The following is a 21,100-nucleotide window of genomic DNA, read 5'->3' on the forward strand; positions in this document are numbered from 1 at the left end:
CTTCGCCAGCCTACCGCATCCCTGACGCCTCCGGCCCTTGGGGCCTGCGCGCTGCGCTTGCCTGTCCGTGCCTTCGATGGAGGTCGGTAGGCGGCCTTGCTGTCTCCTTCACCGTATCACGGCGTTCTCGCCGTCAAGGGCGGCGCGCGCCTTGCGCGCTTGCGTCCTGGCGGCCGTCTGCGACCCCTGACTGCTTGCACTGCGCCGTGCTGACGACGGTTCCGGGCAATTCCGCCCGAGCAACCGGAGATCGTCATGAACGACAAATCACACGTTTCGATGGAACAACACGTCTGCCTGGTCTGCGGCGTGGCCTTCGACACCGGCGCCATCCTGCTCGACAAGCGCCTGCGCGCGAGCATGGAGCGCCACACGACGACAGGCTGGGGTCTGTGCGCCGAACACCAGAAGCTGGCCGACGATGATTTCGTCGCGCTGGTCGAATGCGACCCGCAGCGCAGCGGCTCGCCGAATGGCAGCGTGAAGCCCGAGCAGGCTTATCGAACGGGCCGGCTGGCGCACCTGAAGCGTCACGTGTTCTCCAAGATGTTCAACGTCCCGATCGAGGCTAACCAGCCTTGCGTCTTCGTCGAGCCGGGCGTCATCGAGCAGCTTGAAGCGATGGTGTCGCCGGCGGCGAACTGATCGCGCGTTGGCAACCTGGCGCGTCGCCCGAGAGGACGACGCGCCTTTTTCTTTTGCTGCGTCCGATGCCGATGCCTTCGCGCCTGCGGCGCTACGCGCTTCGCTTGCCTCCAGGGGAAAGCCCTGCGGGCTATCCCCGCCGCGCGATGCTTGGCGCCCCTCGAAGACCGCCGAACCGGCTGCGCCGGATCGGCCAGAAACCAACCGCAGTTTCAACAGCAGAGCCAACTCCCTCTATGCCTTGTGCATAAAGTTCGTCCTGGGCGTGGTTTTCATCGAGCATTGAAGTCAGGGCGTCCCCGGCCAACTGGGAGATGGCCGGTCGCGCTGTCGTGCTGCGCATCGAGCCGCCTTCGGCGTCTCGCCCCTATCGGGCTTCCATCGTTCCCTCGCGCTGCTCGACTGACGCCTCCGGCCCGGCTTCCAGATCCGGGCCTGCGCGCTTCGCTTGCCGTGCGGTCGGCACACAAGGATGGCCGTTGCCTTGTTCAGCCGTCTTTCCTGACTCCATCACCTTGCTCGCGACTGTAGCCCGCGGCCATGTGCCGTCAAGGCGCGCAGGGCCGTGTCCTCGGCTGCGCCTGCGGGCCGCACCAACCCTGCGCTTGTCTCCTTGACGGCCCCCGTCCGCGCGCTCCTGACCGTCGCGGGCGATGAACTCAGGAAGGACGGTGGCAACAGGGCCAACCGGGTTCCTCGTGCCGACCGCACCGAACAGCCGAAAGGCTGGGCTCCGAATCTAGGAATCCGGTGTGCGGTTTTCTTCAACAGCCTTTTTGTTCAGGAGAACGACATGCTTGCAACCCGTTTTGCTTCCCACTCCCCCGCGCAGCGCAGCGAAACCCCTCTGTCCGATGACCAGATTCGCAAGGTGGCCCCGTCCATCTTCGCGGATGCCCCGCATGAGAGCCGTTCCGAGCGATACGCCTACATCCCCACGGCTGCCGTGTTGACCGAGCTTCGAAAGGAAGGGTTTCAACCCTTCATGGTGTGCCAGACCCGCGTGCGCAACGAGGGCCGGCGCGAGCACACGAAACACATGCTGCGCCTGCGCCATGCCAACCAGATCAACGCTCGCGAAGCCAACGAAATCATCCTGCTGAACTCGCACGACGGCACGAGCAGCTATCAATTGCTGGGCGGCATGTTCCGCTTCGTGTGCAGCAATGGCCTTGTATGCGGCGACACCGTGGGCGATGTGCGCGTGCCCCACAAAGGCGACGTAGCCGGGCATGTCATCGAGGGAGCCTATCAGGTGCTGGGTGGCTTCGAGCATGCGCAGGAATCGCGCGAATCCATGCAGGCCATCACGCTGGACGCCGGTGAATCGGAAGTGTTCGCCCGCGCCGCGCTGGCCCTCAAGTACGACGACCCGACCAAGCCCGCACCGATCTCGGAATCACAAATCCTGATGCCGCGCCGCTTCGACGACCGCCGCCCCGACCTGTGGAGCGTGTTCAACCGCACGCAGGAGAACTTGACCAAGGGCGGCCTGTCCGGGCGCAGCACCAACGGACGCCGCCAGCAGACCCGCCCCGTGCAGGGCATTGATTCGGACATTCGCCTGAACCGCGCCCTGTGGCTGCTGGCCGATGGCATGCGTGCTCTCAAAGCCTGACCCCCTCTGGCGCTTTTCCCGCCGGAGGGGCGGTTTCCCCTCCATTCCCTTGTTTCACTTGTTTGGAGATTCACCATGAACGCCGTTACCACCACCACCGAAGCCCGCGCCGTCCAGACCGCAGCCAACAGCGCCGCGAACGTGCTGCAAGCCGCCGACCCGAGCAAGCACATGATCCTGGTGCCGCTGTCGCGTCTGGTGCTGCGCCCCACGGGCCGCAACGTGCGCAAGACCCCGCGCATGTCCATCCCTGAACTGGCCGCATCCATCCAGCGCGTGGGCCTGCTGCAAAACCTGATCGTGATTCCCGCCGCCGATGGCCTGCAATACGAGGTGGTGGCCGGTGGCCGTCGCCTCGCAGCTTTGAAGCTGCTGGCGAAGAAACACCGCATCGCCAAGGATTGGCAGGTGCCTTGCCTGCAAGTGGCCGATGGCACGGCCCGCACTGCCAGTCTCACCGAGAACGTGCAGCGTGAAGCCATGCACCCGGCTGACCAGTTCGAGGCGTTCGCCGCGCTGGTGGCCGAAGGCCGTCCCATCGAGGACATTGCAGCGGATTTCTCCGTCACGCCGCTGGTGGTGCAGCGCCGCTTGAAGCTGGCGAATGTCTCGCCGCGCCTGATGGAGGACTATCGCGCCGATGCCGTGAGCCTTGACCAACTGATGGCCCTGGCCGGGACGGATGACCACGCGGCACAGGAAGCCGCCTACTACGACGCCCCACAGTGGCAGCGTCACCCCTCGCACTTGCGCGAGCGTCTGACCGAGCGCGAGATTGACGCCTACCGGCATCCGCTGGTGCGCTTCGTTGGGTTGGACGCCTACGAGCAGGCGGGCGGTGGTATCCGGCGTGACCTGTTCGCGGAAGGAGATGCGGGCGTGTATCTGACCGACGCCGCACTGCTGGAACGGCTGGCGCAAGACAAGCTGACCGGCATCGCCGCCGAGGTGAAGGCCGAGGGCTGGGCTTGGGCCGATGCCACGCCGGGCATGACCCATGCCGACCTGCACGCCTTCCAGCGCGCCCCGAGGGAGCGGCGCGAACCCAACAAGCGCGAAGCGCAGCGCATCGAGAAGCTGCAAGCCAAGATGCAGGAGGTGGCCGAAGCGGTGGATGCCGCGATGGACGCCGACGACGAGGACAAGGCCGATGCCTTGCAGGAGGAAGGCGAAGCCCTGAGCGAGCAGTTGCAGGCACTGGAAGAAGGCTTGCAGGGATACGGCGCGAATGTGAAGGCCGCAGCCGGTGCCATCGTCACCATCGACCGCAACGGCGAGGCCGTGATTCATCGAGGGCTGCTGCGCGAGGCCGAGGCGAAAGCCCTTCGCACGCTGGAGAAGTTGCGCCAAGGCTTTAGCGACCCGGACGCCGCGAACGATGACGAAGGCGAGGAAGACGTGCAGCCCAAGGCCGCAGCGATTTCCGACCGGCTGGCCCAACGCCTGAGCGCGCACCGCACGGCGGCGCTGCAAATCGAGGTAGCCCAGCATCCACAGGTGGCGCTGGCCGTGCTGGTGCATGGCATGGTGCAGACCGTCTTTCAGGGCCGCTACTACGGCCACGATATGCCGCTGGGCGTGAGCCTGAAAATTCAAGACCGGCTGGAAGGCATGGCACCGGACTGGCCCGAGTCTCCCGCCGCCGTAGCGCTCCGCGAATCGCAGCAGACGTGGGGCGGCAAGTTGCCCGAGGACAGCGCCGCACTGTTCGCCGCGCTGCTGGCGATGGGGCAAGGCGAGTTGGTCAAGCTACTGGCCGTGTGCGTGGCATCCACGGTGGATGTGGTGACGCTGCGCGCCACGGCGCAGCAGCCGGGCGAAGAACTGGCGCAGGCCGTGGGCCTCGACATGGCCGCGTGGTGGCAACCGACTGCGGAAGGCTATTTCAAGCATGTCCCGAAGGCGGCCGTTCTGCAAGCCGTGGGCGAATTCGCGCCCGAGAGCGTCAACCGGCTGGCGAAGCTCAAGAAGGCCGACATTGCCCGCGAGGCCGAGCGGCTGGTGAACGGCAAGGGTTGGATGCCCGTCATTTTCAAGATGGATGGCGTGCCCGAGCAAGGCTCGCAGGACGGTGCGGAGGCAGTCACCACCGTGGCGGGTGAACCCGCCGAAGCGTTGGCCGCTTGACCCGTGCCGAAGGCAAGCGCCCCGGCCTAAACCGGGGCGCTTCGCTGCAAGGAGAAATTCCCATGACCCGCACCACCACCAGCCACCCGCGCATGGCGGCGATCTACGCTCCCGGCACGGTGCGCGCCCGCCGCTGGCACGGCGATGGCGACGTGCGCGGCTACCGCCCGCCCTCGGGTTGGACGGCCCATGCCGACCTCACCGACATTCACCCCATCACGGGCCGCGCCTTGCAGCGCGCCGTGTGGTGGATCATCGAAACCAAGGAATGACGCCAGCACCGGCCCCAGCGTTTCGCGCTGGGGCCGGTGGATTCAAAAATCCGGGCACGGCAGTGGCCGCGCCCGGTGTTGAATCCGAACAGCCCATCAAGAACACCACGCCGCCGCCTTCGTTGGCACTCAGGCGGCGGCGTTGAAGGCATCGCTGTACTGCGCGATGCCTTCGGGCATTGGCCCGTGGAAGGCCAGTGCCATGAAATAACCGGGCGGCACGCCCGGCAGTTGCAGGCCCGCATGGGCCTGAAAGCCAAAGCGCGCGTAGTACGTGGGTTCTCCCAAGAGCACGCAGCCTGCGGCCTGCATGTCCCGCAGTTCGGCCAGCGCCTGTTCCATCAGGCCCGCGCCGATGCCTTGTCCTTGCTTTTGCGGTAGCACGGAGATCGGCCCCAGGCCGTACCAGCCTTTGGCCTTGTGGCGGTGGCCGTCGGTGATGGCCACGGGCGACAGTGCGACGTGGCCGATGACCTGGCCATGTTCTTCGGCCACGATGGAAAGCGCCAATTCGTTAGCGTCGCGCAATGCACGCACGATGAATTGCTCCGTGTGGCTGGTGTGTGGTGCATTGGCGAAGGCGGCAATGGTCACGGCCTCGATGGCCGCGATGTCGTCCGGGGTTTCGTGTCGGAGCTGGATGGTCATGGTGTTCTGCGTTCCCTTCTCAGAATATAGAACGGCCTGGGCGTGTCGGCGCATAGCGCCGCCGGGCTCTCGGGCTGCGCCCCGTGCCGACTTCGCTGTCACGGCCATTCGGCTTTGATCCCTCACGCCTTCGCGCCTGCGGCGCTGCGCGCTGTGCTTGCCTCCAGGGGAAAGCCCTACGGGCTATCCCCGCCGCGCGGGCTTGGCGCCCCTCGATACCGTCGAACCGGCTGCGCCGGATCGGCCCGGCCAGCGTCCCGCCGCATGTGCAGTGCTCGGTGGGTGCGCCGTGGCTTGCTGCGGCAAGTTGTGCGAATACGTGCCGTCCTCAACGCTGGCGGTTCTCGCCCATCACGTCACGAAGGACGGTTCACGGACATCCCGCCCGGCATCGCTATGGAGCTTCTGCGCCACGCCCGAAGACCGGCGCCGCAAGGTGCGGCAGGGGCGTTCTCGCTTGTCGTCGGGTGGTTGACCTGGCCTACGTCAGTGGGCGAGCCGGTGCAGCCTTCGTTCGGGGATGCCGAGCCGGCCTGTCTCCTTTCGATGCGGTTCGGCCCAAGGCGTCCTTGTGTTGTTGTGAATCCTGGCGGTGGCGCGGCTGCGCCTCGGGCTTCATGGCTGCAACCGTCCGGCGAAAACAATTTCCCCTCTGCTGCGCAGATTCCTCGCGGGCCAAATTCTTTTCGCCTCCCGGCTCTCCACTGCGTTGCGACCGCAAGCGGTGCAGCCCGCCCGTCCCCCGCCGGCCGGATCACAACAAGGACGCGATGGGCGCGAACCTTGTTCCACCAAAAGGAGATCCATCATGGCCAACATCGGCAGCTTCACCGCAGACAAAGACGGCTACACCGGCACGCTTCGCACCCTGACGCTCAACGTCAAGGTCAAGCTGGTGCCCAACGACAAGGGCGACAACGAGAAGGCCCCGGACTTTCGCCTGCAGGCCGCCAGCCACGACATCGGCGCGGCATGGAAGAAGACCAGCGAGGCCGGGCGGGAATACATCTCCGTGACCCTCGACGATCCTTCATTCCCGGCCACGGTCTATGCCCGCCTGATCGAAGGCGAAGGCGAGGACGGGACACACGACCTGATCTGGTCGCGCAGCAAGCCCCAAGCGGCGTGACGGCTGCCAGCGCCCCGCCCATTGCGGCGGGGCGCTGTGCTGCTTTCGCGGCACTTCAAGGAGGCGACACCACCGCCTGGGCTGCGCCGTGTCGAGTTGCTTCCTGAACGTTGCAGCCTTCGGTTTGCAAGAACGGCCGGGCGTGTCGGTGCCGTGCACCGCCGGGCTTTACGGGCTGCGCCCCGTGCCGACTTCGCCGTCACGGCCATCCGGCTCCAATCCCTCACGCCTTCGCGCCTGCGGCGCTGCGCGCTGCGCTTGCCTCCGGGGGAAAGCCCTGCGGCCTATCCCCGCCGCGCGATGCTTGGCGCCCCTGCAATCCCCCGAACCGGCAGCGCCGGATCGGCCACGCCAGCGACGTCGCACGCTATGGCGTGTCACTCTTCTTCGCCACAGTCTCCAACTCCTGGCGCACCTGCACCAGAAGCTGATCGACCTGCTGCAGATCGTCGCCGGCATAGGCCAGCGTCAGCAGCGTGAGCGGGTGCACCTCCATGACCTCGCACAGCTCGGCCAGCTTGTTCAAGGTGGGGCTTTTGAGGTCGCGCTCCAGCGTGCTCATGTAGGTGCGGCTGGACACGTCGGAGAACGCCTCCTGGCTCAATCCACGCGCTTTCCTGATGGTCTTTAGTGCCTCCGACAATGTATGTTTCGCTGCCAACCCTGGATCTCCCCAAAATCCAAGATGACAGCCGATTGCGCCCTATAGGACTACAATCTATAGTGTTCAACCATGCCCGCCTGCCGCTTTCGTGCTTTTACGGAAATCCGTATCTGCGGCTTCTCACAGAAGCGCAAAGCCGCGTCCGTGCCTTTCCACAAACCCGCCAATGCGGTTTTGCGCTTTCACGCTTCGGCGGTTTTGTGCGAATGAGGGGACGCTCATGAACCAGCTCATCACCGAGGACGAGCGCAGGCTGTTGCTGGAACACGGCCAGGCCCGCGCCGCTGGCCGGGTCATCGACCCGCTGCCCGTGGTGCGGCTGTTCACGCCGGATGCACACGCCACCTGGCTGCTGGTGTCGCTCGACCCCGCCGACGGCGATACGGCCCATGGCCTGATCGACTTGGGGATCGGCATGCCCGAGCTGGGCAAAATCAAGCTGTCCGATCTCGCATCCATCGTCGGGCCGAGCAAACAGCCCGTGATGCGGGACCGGTATTTCCGGGCGGTGCGCCCGTTGTCGGAGTACCTACGGCTGGCCCAGGAGAACGGCTCCATCCTCGATTGAGCCGTTCGCGCCCAGGCCAAGCCGGGCGCATTGAGACTCTTTCGGTCTTGCCCCGGACCCGTCCGGCCTTAGTCCGCACTATTGCAACAAATCGGTGCCATCGTGACGCAAACGGTCATGATGCCGGCCGTGGCATCGGGCACGGTGGATATCGCAGGAGGCGCGTATGTCCTCGCGTGCCACCGTCGCATTCAGACGATCCATGCAACCCATCCGATGCATTTCGTCTTGACACGCAAGTTACTAATCTACCAGCTTATTCACGATTGGATGCTGGTTCGACGCGGTGAAGTTTGCATGTGAAATCTGTGACGGCAGTCCTGCGGTTATATGGGAGCTTGCGTCATGGCCGAGCTGCGCCACTTCGCGCCCTGGTATCCGACTGCCGCCTACCTCTACGTCCTGTGCCTGGACACGCTCGCACTGGCCTGGGAGTACCTGCGCCGCCATCCCGACTACCGGATCGACTGGCTGCGCCGTGCGCGCCGCCCCGACGCTGCGCATCATTGGGGCTTGCGTTTGTTGGAAGACCCGACCCTGGATGCGCGTGACGCGCATCCTGCCTGGCTCCCCGGCCATGAGGCCGTGGTGCAGCTTCACCCGGATGCCGACCCGCCTCCGGAGGCCACCGCCTTCGCGTTCTGGCGCATCCCCGGCCACAAGCAGCTGCTGCACGACGGCAAGGGTCTGGCGCTGATCGCGCGCAGCCCCGGCCTTTGCCAGCGCTATGCGCTGGCGCCTGGCCTCGAGGACGGCATGGCGGTGGCTTACGCCCACCGCGATCGCAGCACCACGCACGCACCCGACACACCTACGCCCATGGCGCGGCCCCGGCCACCGCCTGCGGCGCTGCTGGAGCTGCACACCCTGCAGGCGCTCGACGCCACCCTGGCGGGCGCGTCCTTGCGCGACGTGGCCGAGGGCTTGTTCGGTGCGGACGCCGCGGCCGGCTGGTACAGCGACGGCGGCCTGCGCTCCAAGGTGCGCCGCCTGGTGCGGCGCGGCGATGCGCTGATGCGCGGCGGCTATCGCCGCCTAGCACAGCTCCCGCCGCTTGAGAAGGGTCGTTTTGAAGAGGACGCAAAACGACCCTGAGCAGGATCGCTTCGTTTTCTGAGACTGCCTCCATCCGGTTGCGCTGTGTGGCCGGAGCCCTGCAACCGATGGAGGTTCTCACCATGCGTCCTGCTCCCTTGCGGCCTACCGCCGCACCCGCAGCTACCCCGGCCACTGCTGCACAGCCGCAACGTTATCTCACCAACGACGAGGCTGCCGAGTACCTGCGGCTGTCGCCGCGCACGCTGGAAAAGCAGCGCGTGCTGGGTGGCGGCCCCAAGTTCCGCAAGTTCGGCCGCCGCGTCATGTACGCAGTGGCCGACCTCGATGCCTGGGCCGCCGAGCGCAGCTTCGAGAGCACGTCCGATCCCGAATACGCCGAGCAGCACTCGGCGGACAGCCGTGCGCGCTGATCACTGGCGCGCGGGTGGCCTTCGCCATGTCCAGCCCTGCGCTGCCCATGCGGCAGCGACCGATGCAGGAGCGCGAACAGCTCGACCTGTTCCGCGCCTTGCCGGGCGACATGGCGCCGCGCGACAGCCAGGACTTGATGGCCTTTCCGTTCTTCTCGCTGACGAAGTCGCGGCGCGTCGCGCCGATCGACTTTCGCGCCAGCGGCATCACGATCCGCGTAGAGGGCACGCAGGAGCACGGCATCGCCACGATCTGGGATGCCGACGTGCTGATCTGGGCGGCCAGCCAGATCGTGGAAGCGCGCGACGCGGGCTTGCGCCCGTCGCGGCTAATGCAGGCCACGCCCTACGAGATCCTGCGCTTCATCGGGCGCGGCACGTCGCTGCGCGACTACCAGCGCCTCAAGGCAGCCCTAGATCGCTTGCAATCCACCACGGTGGCCACGTCGATCCGCGAGACGACTGGGCGGCGCCTGCACCGCTTCTCGTGGATCAACGAGTGGAAGGAGCTGGCCGATGCCAAAGGCACGCCCTTGGGGCTGGAGCTGATCCTGCCGGACTGGTTCTATGCGGGCGTGCTCGATGCCGCTCTGGTGCTGACCATCGACCCGGCGTACTTCCGCCTCACGGGCGGGATCGAGCGCTGGCTGTACCGCCTGGTGCGCAAGCACGGCGGCCACCAGCCTGGCGGCTGGCAGTTCGACTTCCGGCACCTGCACCGCAAGTCGGGCAGCACGGCCAAGCCCTACGACTTTGCCTGCGACCTGCGCGCGCTGGTAGCGCGGCAGTCGCTGCCGGGCTACGTCTTGGGGATCGAGCGGCTGGATGGCGCCGAGCTGCTGACCTTCCGTCCCATGCGTCCCGTGCCGCCCACGGCACGGGGATAAACGGTGCGCGTCCTGTGGACGGGCTCGTGCTATCAGGCGTGCCCGGTATCGTGCTATCAGGCGTGGGACTATCGTGCTATCAGGCGTGTCCATCGGCCGCAAAGCCAATGCTGGCGCGGGTTTCGGCTTCCCTTAACTTCCCTAACTTAAATTCTCTAACTGGTAGTAGCAGCGCCGCGTTTCGGTGGACAACCACCCAACCGGCGAACGAGAGCCACGAAAACCAGCAGCGACAGCCAGGTTCTCCAGCAGGGAGGTCCAGGCCATGATCGTCGCGCTGCTCAACCAAAAAGGCGGTGTGGGCAAGACCACGCTCGCCACCCACATCGCCGGCGAGCTGGCGATGCGCGGGCAGTCGGTAATCCTGCTGGATGCCGATCCGCAGGGCTCCGCGCTGGACTGGACACAGCGCCGCAGCCAGCAAGGCTTGCCAAGGCTGTTCAGCGCTGTGGGCCTTGCACGCGAAACCCTGCACCAGGAAGCGCCAGAACTCGCCAGGCGGGCCGATCACGTCGTCATCGACGGGCCACCACGCATCGCGGCGCTGGCGCGCTCCGCGCTGCTGGCGGCCGAGCGCGTGCTGATTCCCGTGCAGCCCAGTCCCTACGACCTGTGGGCCAGTGCCGAGATGGTGGCGCTGATCCGCGAGGCGCAGGTGTTCCGGCCGCTGCTCGGCGCGGCCTTTGTCATCAACCGGCGCGTCAGCACCACCGTGATCGGACGGGAGGCACGCGGCGCGCTGGCCGAGCAGCCGCTTCCTGCGCTGCGCGCGGAAGTGCATCAGCGCATCGTGTTCGCCGACAGCGTGGCCGCTGGCCGGCTCGCACGCGAAACGGCGCCTGGCAGCGTCGCCGCCCGCGAAATCACCGCGTTGGTCGATGAACTGCTGCGGTGGCCGTCATGAGCAGTACCGCCAGCAAACGCTCGGGCAAGCGCATCGGCATCGGTGCGCGTCCGCCCGCGAATCCGCACGCCGAGGCGTGGATTCGCCAGGGCAGCGCCGATGACCTCCAGAAAGGCGACCTCTACACGGCCCGCCTGACCCTCGACATTGCGCCCGCCATGCGGGCGCGCATCAAGGTATCGGCCTTCACGCAAGGCGTGACGGTGGCCGATCTGTTGCGCGCGCTGCTGGAGCGGGAATTTCCGGAGAAGTCTCCATGACCACACCAGTTTCGACAGCATTGCCGCCTTCATCTGCCCCGCCGATCGGCCAAGCCGACGGCGTGCCGCTGACGCGCGTTGCACTCGCCTACATCGACCAACGCTTCGACCTCTATCTGCGCTTCGGCGATCCTGCGCGCATCATCCGGTTCGACCGCTGGCGTCGCTGCGCGGTGTTCACGCCGAACGCGGTTCTCTGCCGCATTCGCTGGCAGGCCAATGACTACGGCACGATCCGCTGGCAGCTCATGGTGATGCAAGCGTGCATGCCGATGGATGGCGCGCAGCGCATCCCCGGTGTGCAGCCGGGCGCGCGCTTGTTGCTGCACATCGAAGGTGAACAGTCGGTGCGCGCCGTGCTGGAGCGCATCGACGGCATCGAGACGCTGGGCATCGCGCCTGCAGGCGCCTCGCCCGCGTACTGGCGCACGCTGGGCAACCGGCTCGCGGCGCGCTTGCCGCTGCCCGAGTACACCGCCGAGCGGCACGCCGCCTGGCTGGCCGGGAGGGCGCTGTCATGACGGTCACAACAGCATCCCTTTCTCGCTCGCCAGCGCACTCACGTTTGCGCGCTCGCCTCGTGCTGGCGGGCCTGTCCGCCTTCGGCCTCGCTGCGCTCGCCTGGGCGTCCTTCAAGCACCCGCTGCCGCGCCTGACTTACAACCCGTCGGACAGCGTAGCGGTCGGCTGGTATCGCGTCGATCCACTCGACCGTCGCACCAGCTCGCCGCTACGTCCGCTGCAACCTCCATTGCACGTGGGCAGCATCGTGCTGGTGCCGCTGCCCGCCGAAGCTGCCGCGCTCGCTGCGCAGCGCGGCTACCTGCCGACGCGCATCCCGCTGCTCAAGCGTGTGGGCGCGATGGCGCCACAAGAGGTGTGCATCACTAGGGGCTTTGTCCGCATCGACGGCGTGCCTTCGGCCGCCGTGCTGCCAGCTGATCGCTGGGGCCGGCCGCTGCTATCCTGGCCGCAGTGCCGCCGCCTTGAGTCCGGCGAGCTGTTCCTGCTCAGCGTCACCAATCCGGCGTCGTTCGACAGCCGGTATTTCGGGCCGGTCAGCGCATCCGCCGTGATCGGCGTTGCGCGCCCGGTCTGGCTGGAGTCGCGCCCATGATGGCCGCCGATTCGCTGCACGTCGCCGTGCATCTCATCGTGCCATCGGGCGTGTCGTTCTGCTGTTTGTCGCCGTGTCGTCGCGCGTGCAGTGCAGTGCAGGTGCCGATTTTGCGTATCCGGCACCGCACTTCGCGCTGCTTCCGGCGCAGCCGTCCCACGTGCAGGCGTCTTGCCTCAAACACGGCTGGCCTGCGGCCACCGCCGTGTTCGCCGGGGCGCTGGCTGCGGGTGCAGCAGCGCCGCCGGGCCGCACGTGCCGGAAGCGAGAGCCTGGGGTGCAAGGGGCGGCAAATGCGGAAGGCAAGACAAAAGGACGCGGCACCGGGCCGCGTCGAAAGCCTGTCTGCACGTGGGGGCGGCGCGGCACGCAGCGGCTTCGCCGCCGTGCTGCTTGTGGCGCGTGGCCCGCGTCGATATGGGCTTGTCCGCGTGCTTCGCACGACGGACTACGCCCCAGCTTTCAGGGAGAGAAGTCATGATCAACCGCCGCGACGACGATTTCCGCATCCGCCCCAGCGCTCCAAAAAACCGCGGCCAGGGCTTCGTTTCCAAGGTGCTCCAGCAGGCCGGCAAGGCCAGTGGCGGCAAGTCCTCGGTGCGCCGTCCGGCATCGGCCATCGGCGGCAAGGCCACCGGCCAGCGGCCCGGCTCACGCCTGGGGCGCGGCCATACGGCGGCGCGGTTTGCGGGCGCGAAGCTCACGCCCATGTCGCGGCGTGTGACTATCAAAACCTTGCTGGTCAACCAGCAGCGGGCCAGCCCGCAATCGCTCGCCAAGCACCTGCGCTACATCGAGCGCGATGGTGTGGGCCGTGATGGCGAGCCAGGCCGGGCCTATGGGCCGCAGACCGACGAAGCCGATCTGGATGCTTTCAAGGAACGCTGCGCCGACGACCGGCACCATTTCCGCTTCATCGTCTCGCCCGAGGACGGGGCCGAACTGGACGACCTGCGCACCTACACGCGGCATCTGATGAACCGCATGGAAGCTGACTTGGGCACGCGGCTGGATTGGGTGGCGGTGGATCACTGGAACACCGACAACCCCCACACGCATTTGATCGTGCGCGGGCGCGACGACACCGGCAAAGACCTCATCATCGCCGGCGACTACATCGCTGATGGATTCCGCCATCGTGCCGCTGAACTGGCGACCGAATGGCTGGGGCCGCGCACCGAACTGGAGATCCAGCAGACCTTGCAACGCGAGGTGGAGCAGGAGCGGTGGACGAGCCTGGATCGCACGCTGCAACGCGAGGCCGGCGAAGACGGCCGGGTGCAGATCGAACGCTTCAACGAACCGAAGCTGCAACGCCAACGCCTGCTGCTGATCGGCCGCCTGCAACGCTTGCAGCGCCTGGGACTGGCCGACGAGGCGCAGCCGGGCACCTGGGCCGTCCATGCCGATGCCGAGAAGACCTTGCGCGCCCTGGGCGAGCGTGGCGACATCATCCGCACCATGCAGCGTGCCATGCGCGGCGAGCCGCGCGAACTGGCGGTGTTCGAGCCGGGCGACGATAGCCGAACCATTCTCGGCCGCGTGGCCGCGAAGGGGCTGGCCGACGAGCTGCGCGACCGCGGCTATCTGGTCATCGACGGGGTGGACGGCAAGGCCCACTACGTCGCGCTCAACACCCGCGACGAGCTGGCGAACTATCCCACCGGCGCCGTGGTGGAGGTGAAGGGATCGGCCGACGTGCGCGCGGCTGACAAGAACATCGCCGTGCTGGCGAGCGATGGCCTGTACCGCACCGACCACCACCTTGCTATCGCGCAGGGCCAGGCCGTACCGGGCCGCGATCCGCAGGAAGTCGTCGCGGCCCACGTCCGGCGCTTGGAAGCCCTGCGCCGGGCAGGCATCGTGGAGCGCGTGGCCGAAGGGCTATGGAAGGTGCCGGGCGACCTGCCCGATCAGGGCCGTCGCTACGACGCGCAGCGCCTGGGCGGCGTGGCCGTGGAGCTGAAATCGCACCTGCCCATCGAGCGGCAGGCCCGCGTGATCGGGGCCACCTGGCTTGACCAGCAGTTGATCGGCGGTGGCTCTGGCCTGGGCGACCTGGGCTTTGGCGGCGAGGCCAAGCAGGCAATGCAACAGCGCACCGACTTCCTGGCCGAACAGGGGCTGGCCGAGCGGCGCGGCCAACGCGTCATCCTGGCGCGCAATCTGCTGGCAATGCTGCGCAGCCGGGATGTAGCGCATGCCGCGAAGGACTTGGCCGCCGAAACTGGCCTGGAGCACCGGCCCGTGGCCGATGGCCAGCGCGTGGCGGGTATCTACCGCCGCAGCGTCATGCTGGCCAGCGGGCGCTACGCCATGCTCGATGATGGCATGGGGTTCAGCCTGGTGCCATGGAGGCCTGTCATCGAACAACGACTCGGTATGCCGATTTCTGCGCAGGTACATGACGGCCGCGTATCCTGGCAAATCCGACGGCAACAGGGCTTATCTGTTATCTGAAGCCAGCAGCATATCGAGCACCCACTGCAAGGATGCGTCTACAAGCGTTCTCGATGTTGACGACCGGAATGCGCCCGATGCCCATGCCGCGCAGCGCCACCTGTCCGGGGATCAGCACCTGGTCGGCCATGACACCAGCAGCGGCGTTGCCCATGTCGGCGGCCTGCAGCTGGGACGGGGTGATGCCTGCATCGGCAATGGCTTCGCCAATCGCCTCGGCGGCGAGCGATTTGAGACCGCAGTCAATGTGCTTGCCGAAACGGGTCATGCCCGTGCCAGCGACGAAGACGGGCTGCATGGAAAGCGTCTAAGACTGGGCGGATGAGGAATTTGCACGCCTGCGCCAGAGGCTGGTGATCCAGCCGCTCAAGCCATTAGGGGCCAGGAAGACCACCGCGAGCAGTGCGAAGCCGAAGATCATCCACGGCGCGGATTGCGACACGCTCTCGGCCAGGTTGGGCGTGAGCACGATGAAGGCAGCCCCCAGGAAGGCGCCCCACAGGCTGCGCACCCCGCCCACGAAGCTGCCCACCAGCAGGGACACCGAGAGCAGGAAGGGAAAGTTCTCGGGCGCGACGAACTGGCCCGCCACCACGCTCAGGGCACCGGCCAGGCCGGTGAACGCCGCGCTGAGGCCGAACATCTGCGTGCGCAGGGCGGTGATGTCGAGTCCGCCCGCCGCCGCCGCGAGCGGCTGGTCGCGCGAGGCGTCCACCAGGCGGCCGAACTGCGAGCCGAGAATCCGCCGCGCCAGCAGGAAGGCGCAGAGCGCGCAGGCCGCAACGCAGGCCATGATGGCCCAGTCCGCCCGGTCGGCCAGCACCCCTGGGAACACAGGTTTTTCCAGGACGATCCCCGCCACGCCACCGGTCAGCCACTCGATCTTTTTCCACTTGAGCGCCTGCGGTGTCACCACCGCCACCGCGAAGGTGGACAGCGCCAGATAAAGCATGGGCAGCCGCAGCGCCGGGAAGCCGAAGAGGAAACCCGCCACGAAGCACAACAGCGCCGCCACCGGCACGCCCACGTAGAACGGCCAGCCCAGGTGATGCGAGAGCACCGCCGCGGTATAGGCACCGATGGCGAAGAAGGCGCTGTGGCCGAGCGAGATCTGGCCCGTGTAGCCGGTGAGCAGGTTCAGGCCCATGATGGCGATGCCATAGATCAGCACCTGCGTCATCACGTACAACGGATAACTTTGCCAACTAAAGGACCAGGCCAGCAGCGCGAGCCCGACCACCGAGGCCGTCCAGCGCAACCAGGTGGGCGATGCCACCGGGCGGATGTTGAGTGGGGCGCTCATGGTACTCATGCTCACACCCTCACCTGGGCCGTCTTGCCGAAGATACCGGCGGGCCGCAAGACCAGCATCGCGATGATCAACAGCATGATGCAGGTCAGTTTCAGGTCGTTGCCGACCACGTAGGCGCCCAGCAGGTTCTCCAGTACCCCGACGGCGAAGCCCCCGGCCACGGCGCCCACAGGGCTGGCGATGCCGCCCAGCAGCGCGCCCGCCAGTGCGTAGATCAGCGGCCCCATCATCATCGACGGCTCCAGGAACACGATGGGCGCGGCCATCAGCCCCGCCACGGCACCGGCCACCGCTGCAAGACCCCAGCCCACGGCCAGCACCTTGTTGGTGCTGATGCCCGACAGTTCCGCCGACGGCGCGTTCACCGCCACCGCACGCATCGCCAGGCCGAACCGGGTGAAGCGGAAGAACGCGAATACCGCCGCCAGTTCGGCCAGGGTGACGAGCAGAACGCCGACCTCGTGGGCCGACAGATAGGGTTCGGCACGGCTGAGGACTCCACCGAACGGCGTGGCGAACTCCAGCATCTCATGCCCGAACAGCCAGCCGACCAGGCTGTTCAAGATGATGAGCAGCGCGATGCTGGCCGCCACGACCGAGAGCACCGGCTTGTGCCGCAGGGGCTGGAAGATGACCCGCTCCAGCGCCAGCCCGAGCAGGAAGGAACCCACGACCACAACGGCGAAGGCCACCCACCATGATGCGCCCGCCTGAACCAACGCCCAGCTCATATAGGTGGAGAACATCGCCAGTTCGCCCTGCGCGAAGTTGACGGACGAAGTGCAGCGATAGATGAGCACGAGCGCGATGGCGAGGCTGGCATAGATGCCGCCCGCCGCCAGGCCCGAAGCTATCTGGTGAAGGAATGCTTGCATGGTGATGAACCTCTTTTTGATCAGTGGCCGAGGTAGCTGCGGCGCACGGCGTCGTCTTCGCGCAGCTCGGCTGCGGTGCCCTGGGCAGTGACGCGCCCGCTTTCGAGCACATAGGCCCGGTTGACTAGGTTCAGCGCGACCTGGGCGTTCTGCTCCACGATGAGCGCCGTGAGGTGCTCGGTTTCGCGCAACTGGTGCAGGAGTTCGTAGATCTCCTGCGTCACGCGCGGCGCGATGCCGAACGAAGGCTCGTCCAGCAGCAGCATCTTGGGGCGCATCATCAGCGCGCGCGCGATGGCCAGCATCTGCTGCTCGCCGCCGCTGAGCGTGCCCGCCGCTTGCTTCGCGCGGCTGGACAGCTTGGGAAACAGCGTCTGCATCCGGGCGATGTCCTGCTCGATGCCGTCCTTGTCGCGGCGGTGGATGGCGCCCACGCGCAGGTTCTCCAGCACCGTCAGGTCGCCAAAGGTGCCGCGCCCTTCGGGCACGTGGGCGATGCCCAGCGAGGCGATGGCGGGCGCGGCCATGTCGATGATGTCCTGGCCCTCGAAGCGCAGCGTGCCCTTGGCAGTCACCTGCTGGTGGCTGATGGCGCGCAGGATGGAGGTCTTGCCCGCGCCGTTGGCGCCGAGCAGCGCCACCATCTCGCCGGCCTGCACGTGCAGGTCGATGCCATGCACCACCGCCGTTCGGCCGTAGGCCACCGCGAGGTTGCGGATTTCAAGCCGTTGGGTCACAGCACACCTCCCAGATAGGCATCGAGCACGGCGTCGTTGTTGGCCACTTCCTCGGGCGAGCCCTGGGCGAGCTTGCGGCCAAAGCTCAGTACCGCGAGGTCGGAGCAGGTCTTCATCACGAAGCGCATGTTGTGCTCCACGACCACCATGGTCAGCTTCAATTCCTCGTGCAGGCGCAGCAGCACGTCGCGCAGTTCATCGACCTCGCCAGCGGTGAGGCCAGCGGCGGGCTCGTCGAGCAGCAGCAGCTTGGGCCGCGTCACCAGCGCCCGCGCGATTTCCACGCGGTGCTGGATGCCCACTGGCAGTTCCGCCACGCCCCGGTCGGCATAGTCAGACAGCCGCAGCGTGGCCAGGGCCGCGTCAGCCGAGTGCGCGATTTCTTCCTCGGCGGCACGGACGGCGCGCGAGCGCAGCGCGGCACCCAGCATCGACACCGGCAGCCGCGCGTGCGCACCCACCATCACGTTTTCGCGCACCGTGAGCGAGGGGTAGAGCGCCACGTTCTGGAAGGTGCGGCTCAGACCCAGCCGTGCCACGCCGTGGCGCGGCAGGCGCGTCAACTCGGCCTGGCCGAAGCGCACGCTGCCGTGGGTGGGCCGGTACAGGCCGCTGATGCAGTTGAAGCAGGTCGTCTTGCCAGCGCCGTTCGGCCCGATCAGGCCGAAGATGCAGCCCTCGGGCACGTCCATCGAGAAGGCGTCCAGCGCGACGACACCGCCGAAGCGGATCGTCAGGTCGCGTACGGAAAGAATGGGTTCCATCGCTGCGCTCGCCCCGTCAGGACGGCATCACCTTCCAGCTCGTGCCGTCGAACTGCTGGATGCGCATGTCCGGTATCGGGTGAGGGCGGGCGTCGCTGGTCTTGACACGCAGGCCCGGCAGCATCATGGGCAAATCCATGTCCAGGCGGCGCGACTGCCGCATGATGTTCTCGCGCGAGAGGTCGTTGCCGCACTGCTTGAGCAACTGCACTGTCACTTGCCCAAGGCAGGCACCGAGCACGGTGAGGTATTCCTTGGCCGCGCCTTTGTTGTATTTGTCCATGAAGGCATGCCAGGCCAGGACACCAGGGTCGTTCTTCCAGGTCGGATCGCTCGGATCCTTGAGGAACGCGGCGCTCATGATGCCCTTGACCTTGTCCAGCCCCACCGGAGTCAGCACCGCGGGCACCGAAGATGCGCTCGGGTTGATGTAGATGGCCGGGCGCCAGCCGATGTCGTGGGTCTTGCGCAGCGACTGGAGGGTGGCTTTGGGCGAACCCCACGCCACCAGCACGTCCGCGCCCGAGGCATGCATGGAGACGATCTGCGAGTCCACCGTCGGATCCGACACCTCATGCGACTCTTCGCTGATGAGCTTCTTCCCGGCGGCAGCCAGAACCTCCTTCACGCCACGCAGCACATCCTTGCCGGCGTCGTCGTTCTGGTAGAACATGGCGATCTTCGCGTTGGGCCGCGTCTGCAGGATGTGCCTGGCCAGGATGCGCCCTTCGTCGGTGTACAGGGGCAGCCAGCCCATGCTCCAGGGGAACTTAGCCGCATCATCCAGCCACGTGGCGGAGCCGGACGAAACGAAGAGTTGCGGTACTTTGGCGTTGTTGAGATAGCTGCGCGACGCCAGCCCAGTGGACGAGCCTATCTGCGCCGCGAGAAAAGCCACCTGATCGCGCTCCACCAGGCGGCGCGATTGCTCCAGGGTTTTCGGCGGGCTGTAGCCATCGTCGGCCAGCACCAGCTTGAGCTGGCGCCCATTCACGCCGCCCTCGGCGTTGACCAGGTCAAACCATGCAGACATGGTCTTGCCGACGATGCCATAGCCTGCGGCCGGGCCGCTGAGCGGTCCGGTCGAGCCGATCTTGATCTCGCGATCCGTCACGCCCGGGGTGCCCGCGCCCTGCGCGCGGACCAGGCCAGAAACGCCGGTCAGCATGGCGCCGGAAAGCATGGTGATGAATTGTCTTTTTTGCATGGTGTCTCCTGTGGTGGTGGTGAGATGAATGGATGGATGGGTGAACCCTGGCCTGCGGCATCAGGCCGCCTTCCCTTGCAAGCGCAGCACGGCTTCGCGGATCAGCGGCATGCGGTCGTTGCCGAAATACATGTCCGTCTTGTCCACGAAGATGGTCGGTGAGCCAAAGCCGCCGCGCGCGACCACCTCATCGGTGTTGGCCCTGAGCTGGTCTTTGATCGCCTGCTCGCCGATGCCTGCAAAGAATTGGGCGGGCTCGATGCCAACGCGCTGGCACACCTGCGCCAGCACCGCGTCCTGCGAGATGTCCTGGTCGTCGCCCCAATAGGCTTCAAATATGGCGCGGGCAAACGGCGCCATGTCGTTGCCGAGCCAGATGCAGCCGCGCATCGCCTTCACGCTGTTGACGGGAAACACCGTCGGCGGCATCTTGATCGCAAGCCCCGTCGAGCGGGCCCAATCCGCTAGGTCCTTTTTCAGGTAGCGGGCCTTCTGCGGCACCGGCGTCTCGCGCGAGGCATAGACGGTGGGATTGATGGTGTTGAAGATGCCGCCGACCAGGATCGGCCGCCATGTGATCTCAACGTCAAGCTCCTTGGCGAGCGGCTGGATGTTATGAAAGGCGAGATAAGTCCAGGGGCTGGAGCAGTCGAAGAAGAATTCGATCATGGTGTTTCCTGTGTTTTTGGGGCGTCACTGGATTCCGGAATCGCGCTACTCGCGCCCCGGAATGGCGCTCCGTTCCGCCAGCTCCCTGGCCTTGTGGCCGAACATGTTCTTTCTCGCTTCGTCGTCCAGCGGCTCTTGCTCGAATTTGCCGACCGCCAGCCCCGCTTGCACCTGGGGCCGGCCGCGCACGCTGGCGTACCAGCGCTTGAGGTGGGGAAAGTCGTCGAGCGTGAAGCCTTGGGCCTTGTGGGTCATGGTCCAGGGAAAGCAAGCGATGTCGGCGATGCCGTACTCGGTGCCAGCGACATAGGCGCCGGTCTTGCCGAGCTGGGTATCGAGCACGCGATACAGCCGTGCCGCTTCGTCGCGGTAACGCTCAATCGCGTAGGCGATCTTTTCCTGCGCATACAGCGCAAAGTGACCATGCTGGCCGAGCATGGGCCCCAGTCCGCTCACCTGCCACATCACCCATTGCATGGTTTGGGTGAAGCCGCGCAGATCCGTGGGCAGGAAGCGGTTGGTTTTCTGGGCCAGATAGACCAGGATGGCGCCGGTCTCGAACACCGAAAGCGGGCCGCCGCCGTCGAGCGGCGCATGGTCCACTATGGCCGGAATGCGGTTGTTCGGGCTGATCGCCAGAAATTCCGGCCTGAATTGCTCGCCAGCGCGGATGTTGACCGGAGTCACCGTATAGGGAAGTCCGAGTTCCTCCAGCAGGATGGAGATCTTCCAGCCGTTGGGTGTCGGTGCGTAATGCAGGTCAATCAT

General features: G+C 66.5%; 24 protein-coding genes. 14 read left to right on the forward strand and 10 right to left on the reverse strand.

Translation table 11 applies throughout. The annotated features are described in order from the left end of the window. Positions 1 to 255 precede the first annotated feature (255 nt). The 4 genes from DTS01S_RS09985 (at position 256) to DTS01S_RS10000 (ending at position 4,662) form a co-directional block, all read left to right on the forward strand. Positions 256 to 645, forward strand: coding sequence for a hypothetical protein (locus tag DTS01S_RS09985; protein WP_017407442.1), 390 nt, complete (start codon positions 256 to 258; stop codon positions 643 to 645). A 793-nt stretch (positions 646 to 1,438) separates the two neighbouring features. Continuing rightward, positions 1,439 to 2,263: a DUF932 domain-containing protein gene (locus DTS01S_RS09990; RefSeq protein ID WP_035884634.1), complete on the forward strand. Its 825-nt coding sequence runs from the start codon at positions 1,439 to 1,441 to the stop codon at positions 2,261 to 2,263. Between the two features lie 75 nt (positions 2,264 to 2,338). Further along, a complete protein-coding gene (locus tag DTS01S_RS09995; protein ID WP_035884633.1) occupies positions 2,339 to 4,390 on the forward strand; it encodes a ParB/RepB/Spo0J family partition protein in 2,052 nt (683 codons plus the stop codon). A 62-nt stretch (positions 4,391 to 4,452) separates the two neighbouring features. Continuing rightward, the gene (locus DTS01S_RS10000) at positions 4,453 to 4,662 is read left to right on the forward strand and encodes a hypothetical protein (protein ID WP_017407760.1); all 210 of its coding nucleotides are present in this window, start codon (positions 4,453 to 4,455) and stop codon (positions 4,660 to 4,662) included. 129 nt (positions 4,663 to 4,791) lie between these two features. Here DTS01S_RS10000 and DTS01S_RS10005 read toward each other — a convergent pair whose 3' ends face one another. Beyond that, positions 4,792 to 5,310: a GNAT family N-acetyltransferase gene (locus DTS01S_RS10005; RefSeq protein ID WP_017407759.1), complete on the reverse strand. Its 519-nt coding sequence runs from the start codon at positions 5,308 to 5,310 to the stop codon at positions 4,792 to 4,794. An 808-nt stretch (positions 5,311 to 6,118) separates the two neighbouring features. On the opposite strand from DTS01S_RS10005, the gene DTS01S_RS10010 reads away from it, so the two are divergent. Beyond that, entirely contained in the window at positions 6,119 to 6,439 is a 321-nt protein-coding gene (locus DTS01S_RS10010; RefSeq protein ID WP_017407758.1) for a DUF736 domain-containing protein, read from the forward strand. 367 nt (positions 6,440 to 6,806) lie between these two features. Here DTS01S_RS10010 and DTS01S_RS10015 read toward each other — a convergent pair whose 3' ends face one another. Then, complete coding sequence (locus DTS01S_RS10015) at positions 6,807 to 7,100, reverse strand: helix-turn-helix domain-containing protein (RefSeq protein ID WP_016452551.1); 294 nt, start codon at positions 7,098 to 7,100, stop codon at positions 6,807 to 6,809. 223 nt (positions 7,101 to 7,323) lie between these two features. Here DTS01S_RS10015 and DTS01S_RS10020 point away from each other — a divergent pair, with 223 nt between their 5' ends. The 9 genes from DTS01S_RS10020 (at position 7,324) to DTS01S_RS10065 (ending at position 14,768) form a co-directional block, all read left to right on the forward strand. After that, positions 7,324 to 7,671, forward strand: a complete 348-nt coding sequence (locus DTS01S_RS10020) for a DUF2958 domain-containing protein (protein ID WP_017407756.1) — start codon at positions 7,324 to 7,326, stop codon at positions 7,669 to 7,671. Positions 7,672 to 8,016: 345 nt separating this feature from the next. After that, the gene (locus tag DTS01S_RS10030; protein ID WP_035884631.1) at positions 8,017 to 8,766 is read left to right on the forward strand and encodes a DUF2285 domain-containing protein; all 750 of its coding nucleotides are present in this window, start codon (positions 8,017 to 8,019) and stop codon (positions 8,764 to 8,766) included. Between the two features lie 83 nt (positions 8,767 to 8,849). Then, positions 8,850 to 9,140 (forward strand): helix-turn-helix transcriptional regulator, encoded by a 291-nt coding sequence (locus DTS01S_RS10035; protein ID WP_026063033.1) that lies wholly within the window; start codon positions 8,850 to 8,852, stop codon positions 9,138 to 9,140. Between the two features lie 26 nt (positions 9,141 to 9,166). Further along, a complete protein-coding gene (locus tag DTS01S_RS10040; RefSeq protein WP_017407915.1) occupies positions 9,167 to 10,027 on the forward strand; it encodes a replication initiator protein A in 861 nt (286 codons plus the stop codon). A 265-nt stretch (positions 10,028 to 10,292) separates the two neighbouring features. After that, the gene (parA, locus tag DTS01S_RS10045; RefSeq protein ID WP_035884630.1) at positions 10,293 to 10,931 is read left to right on the forward strand and encodes a ParA family partition ATPase; all 639 of its coding nucleotides are present in this window, start codon (positions 10,293 to 10,295) and stop codon (positions 10,929 to 10,931) included. After that, positions 10,928 to 11,191 (forward strand): hypothetical protein, encoded by a 264-nt coding sequence (locus DTS01S_RS10050; RefSeq protein ID WP_035884638.1) that lies wholly within the window; start codon positions 10,928 to 10,930, stop codon positions 11,189 to 11,191. Before parA ends, DTS01S_RS10050 begins: the two co-directional genes overlap by 4 nt. Further along, positions 11,188 to 11,712: a DUF2840 domain-containing protein gene (locus tag DTS01S_RS10055; RefSeq protein WP_026063021.1), complete on the forward strand. Its 525-nt coding sequence runs from the start codon at positions 11,188 to 11,190 to the stop codon at positions 11,710 to 11,712. Before DTS01S_RS10050 ends, DTS01S_RS10055 begins: the two co-directional genes overlap by 4 nt. Then, positions 11,709 to 12,308: a S26 family signal peptidase gene (locus DTS01S_RS10060; protein WP_035884629.1), complete on the forward strand. Its 600-nt coding sequence runs from the start codon at positions 11,709 to 11,711 to the stop codon at positions 12,306 to 12,308. The genes DTS01S_RS10055 and DTS01S_RS10060 overlap by 4 nt, the downstream gene beginning before the upstream one ends. Before the next feature lie 477 nt (positions 12,309 to 12,785). Continuing rightward, positions 12,786 to 14,768 carry a relaxase/mobilization nuclease domain-containing protein gene (locus tag DTS01S_RS10065; protein ID WP_035884628.1) on the forward strand — a complete coding sequence of 661 codons (1,983 nt, stop codon included), beginning with the start codon at positions 12,786 to 12,788 and terminating at the stop codon, positions 14,766 to 14,768. Here DTS01S_RS10065 and DTS01S_RS10070 read toward each other — a convergent pair. The 8 genes from DTS01S_RS10070 to DTS01S_RS10105 form a co-directional block, all read right to left on the reverse strand. Then, positions 14,761 to 15,066 (reverse strand): thiolase family protein, encoded by a 306-nt coding sequence (locus tag DTS01S_RS10070; RefSeq protein ID WP_017405997.1) that lies wholly within the window; start codon positions 15,064 to 15,066, stop codon positions 14,761 to 14,763. The genes DTS01S_RS10065 and DTS01S_RS10070 overlap by 8 nt on opposite strands. 9 nt (positions 15,067 to 15,075) lie before the next feature. Then, complete coding sequence (locus DTS01S_RS10075; protein ID WP_227472656.1) at positions 15,076 to 16,071, reverse strand: branched-chain amino acid ABC transporter permease; 996 nt, start codon at positions 16,069 to 16,071, stop codon at positions 15,076 to 15,078. A gap of 11 nt (positions 16,072 to 16,082) precedes the next feature. Continuing rightward, positions 16,083 to 16,955: a branched-chain amino acid ABC transporter permease gene (locus DTS01S_RS10080; protein ID WP_016452539.1), complete on the reverse strand. Its 873-nt coding sequence runs from the start codon at positions 16,953 to 16,955 to the stop codon at positions 16,083 to 16,085. 20 nt (positions 16,956 to 16,975) lie between these two features. After that, entirely contained in the window at positions 16,976 to 17,692 is a 717-nt protein-coding gene (locus DTS01S_RS10085) for an ABC transporter ATP-binding protein (protein WP_026062538.1), read from the reverse strand. Continuing rightward, a complete protein-coding gene (locus DTS01S_RS10090) occupies positions 17,689 to 18,456 on the reverse strand; it encodes an ABC transporter ATP-binding protein (protein ID WP_017405994.1) in 768 nt (255 codons plus the stop codon). The genes DTS01S_RS10085 and DTS01S_RS10090 overlap by 4 nt, the downstream gene beginning before the upstream one ends. Positions 18,457 to 18,472: 16 nt before the next feature. After that, positions 18,473 to 19,639: an ABC transporter substrate-binding protein gene (locus DTS01S_RS10095; RefSeq protein ID WP_227472655.1), complete on the reverse strand. Its 1,167-nt coding sequence runs from the start codon at positions 19,637 to 19,639 to the stop codon at positions 18,473 to 18,475. An 84-nt stretch (positions 19,640 to 19,723) separates the two neighbouring features. Next, complete coding sequence (locus tag DTS01S_RS10100) at positions 19,724 to 20,332, reverse strand: 2-hydroxychromene-2-carboxylate isomerase (protein ID WP_017405992.1); 609 nt, start codon at positions 20,330 to 20,332, stop codon at positions 19,724 to 19,726. A 45-nt stretch (positions 20,333 to 20,377) separates the two neighbouring features. Continuing rightward, entirely contained in the window at positions 20,378 to 21,100 is a 723-nt protein-coding gene (locus tag DTS01S_RS10105; RefSeq protein WP_017405991.1) for a glutathione binding-like protein, read from the reverse strand.

Source organism: Delftia tsuruhatensis NBRC 16741 (assembly GCF_001571325.1).
Classification (GTDB): Bacteria; Pseudomonadota; Gammaproteobacteria; order Burkholderiales; family Burkholderiaceae_C; genus Comamonas; species Comamonas tsuruhatensis.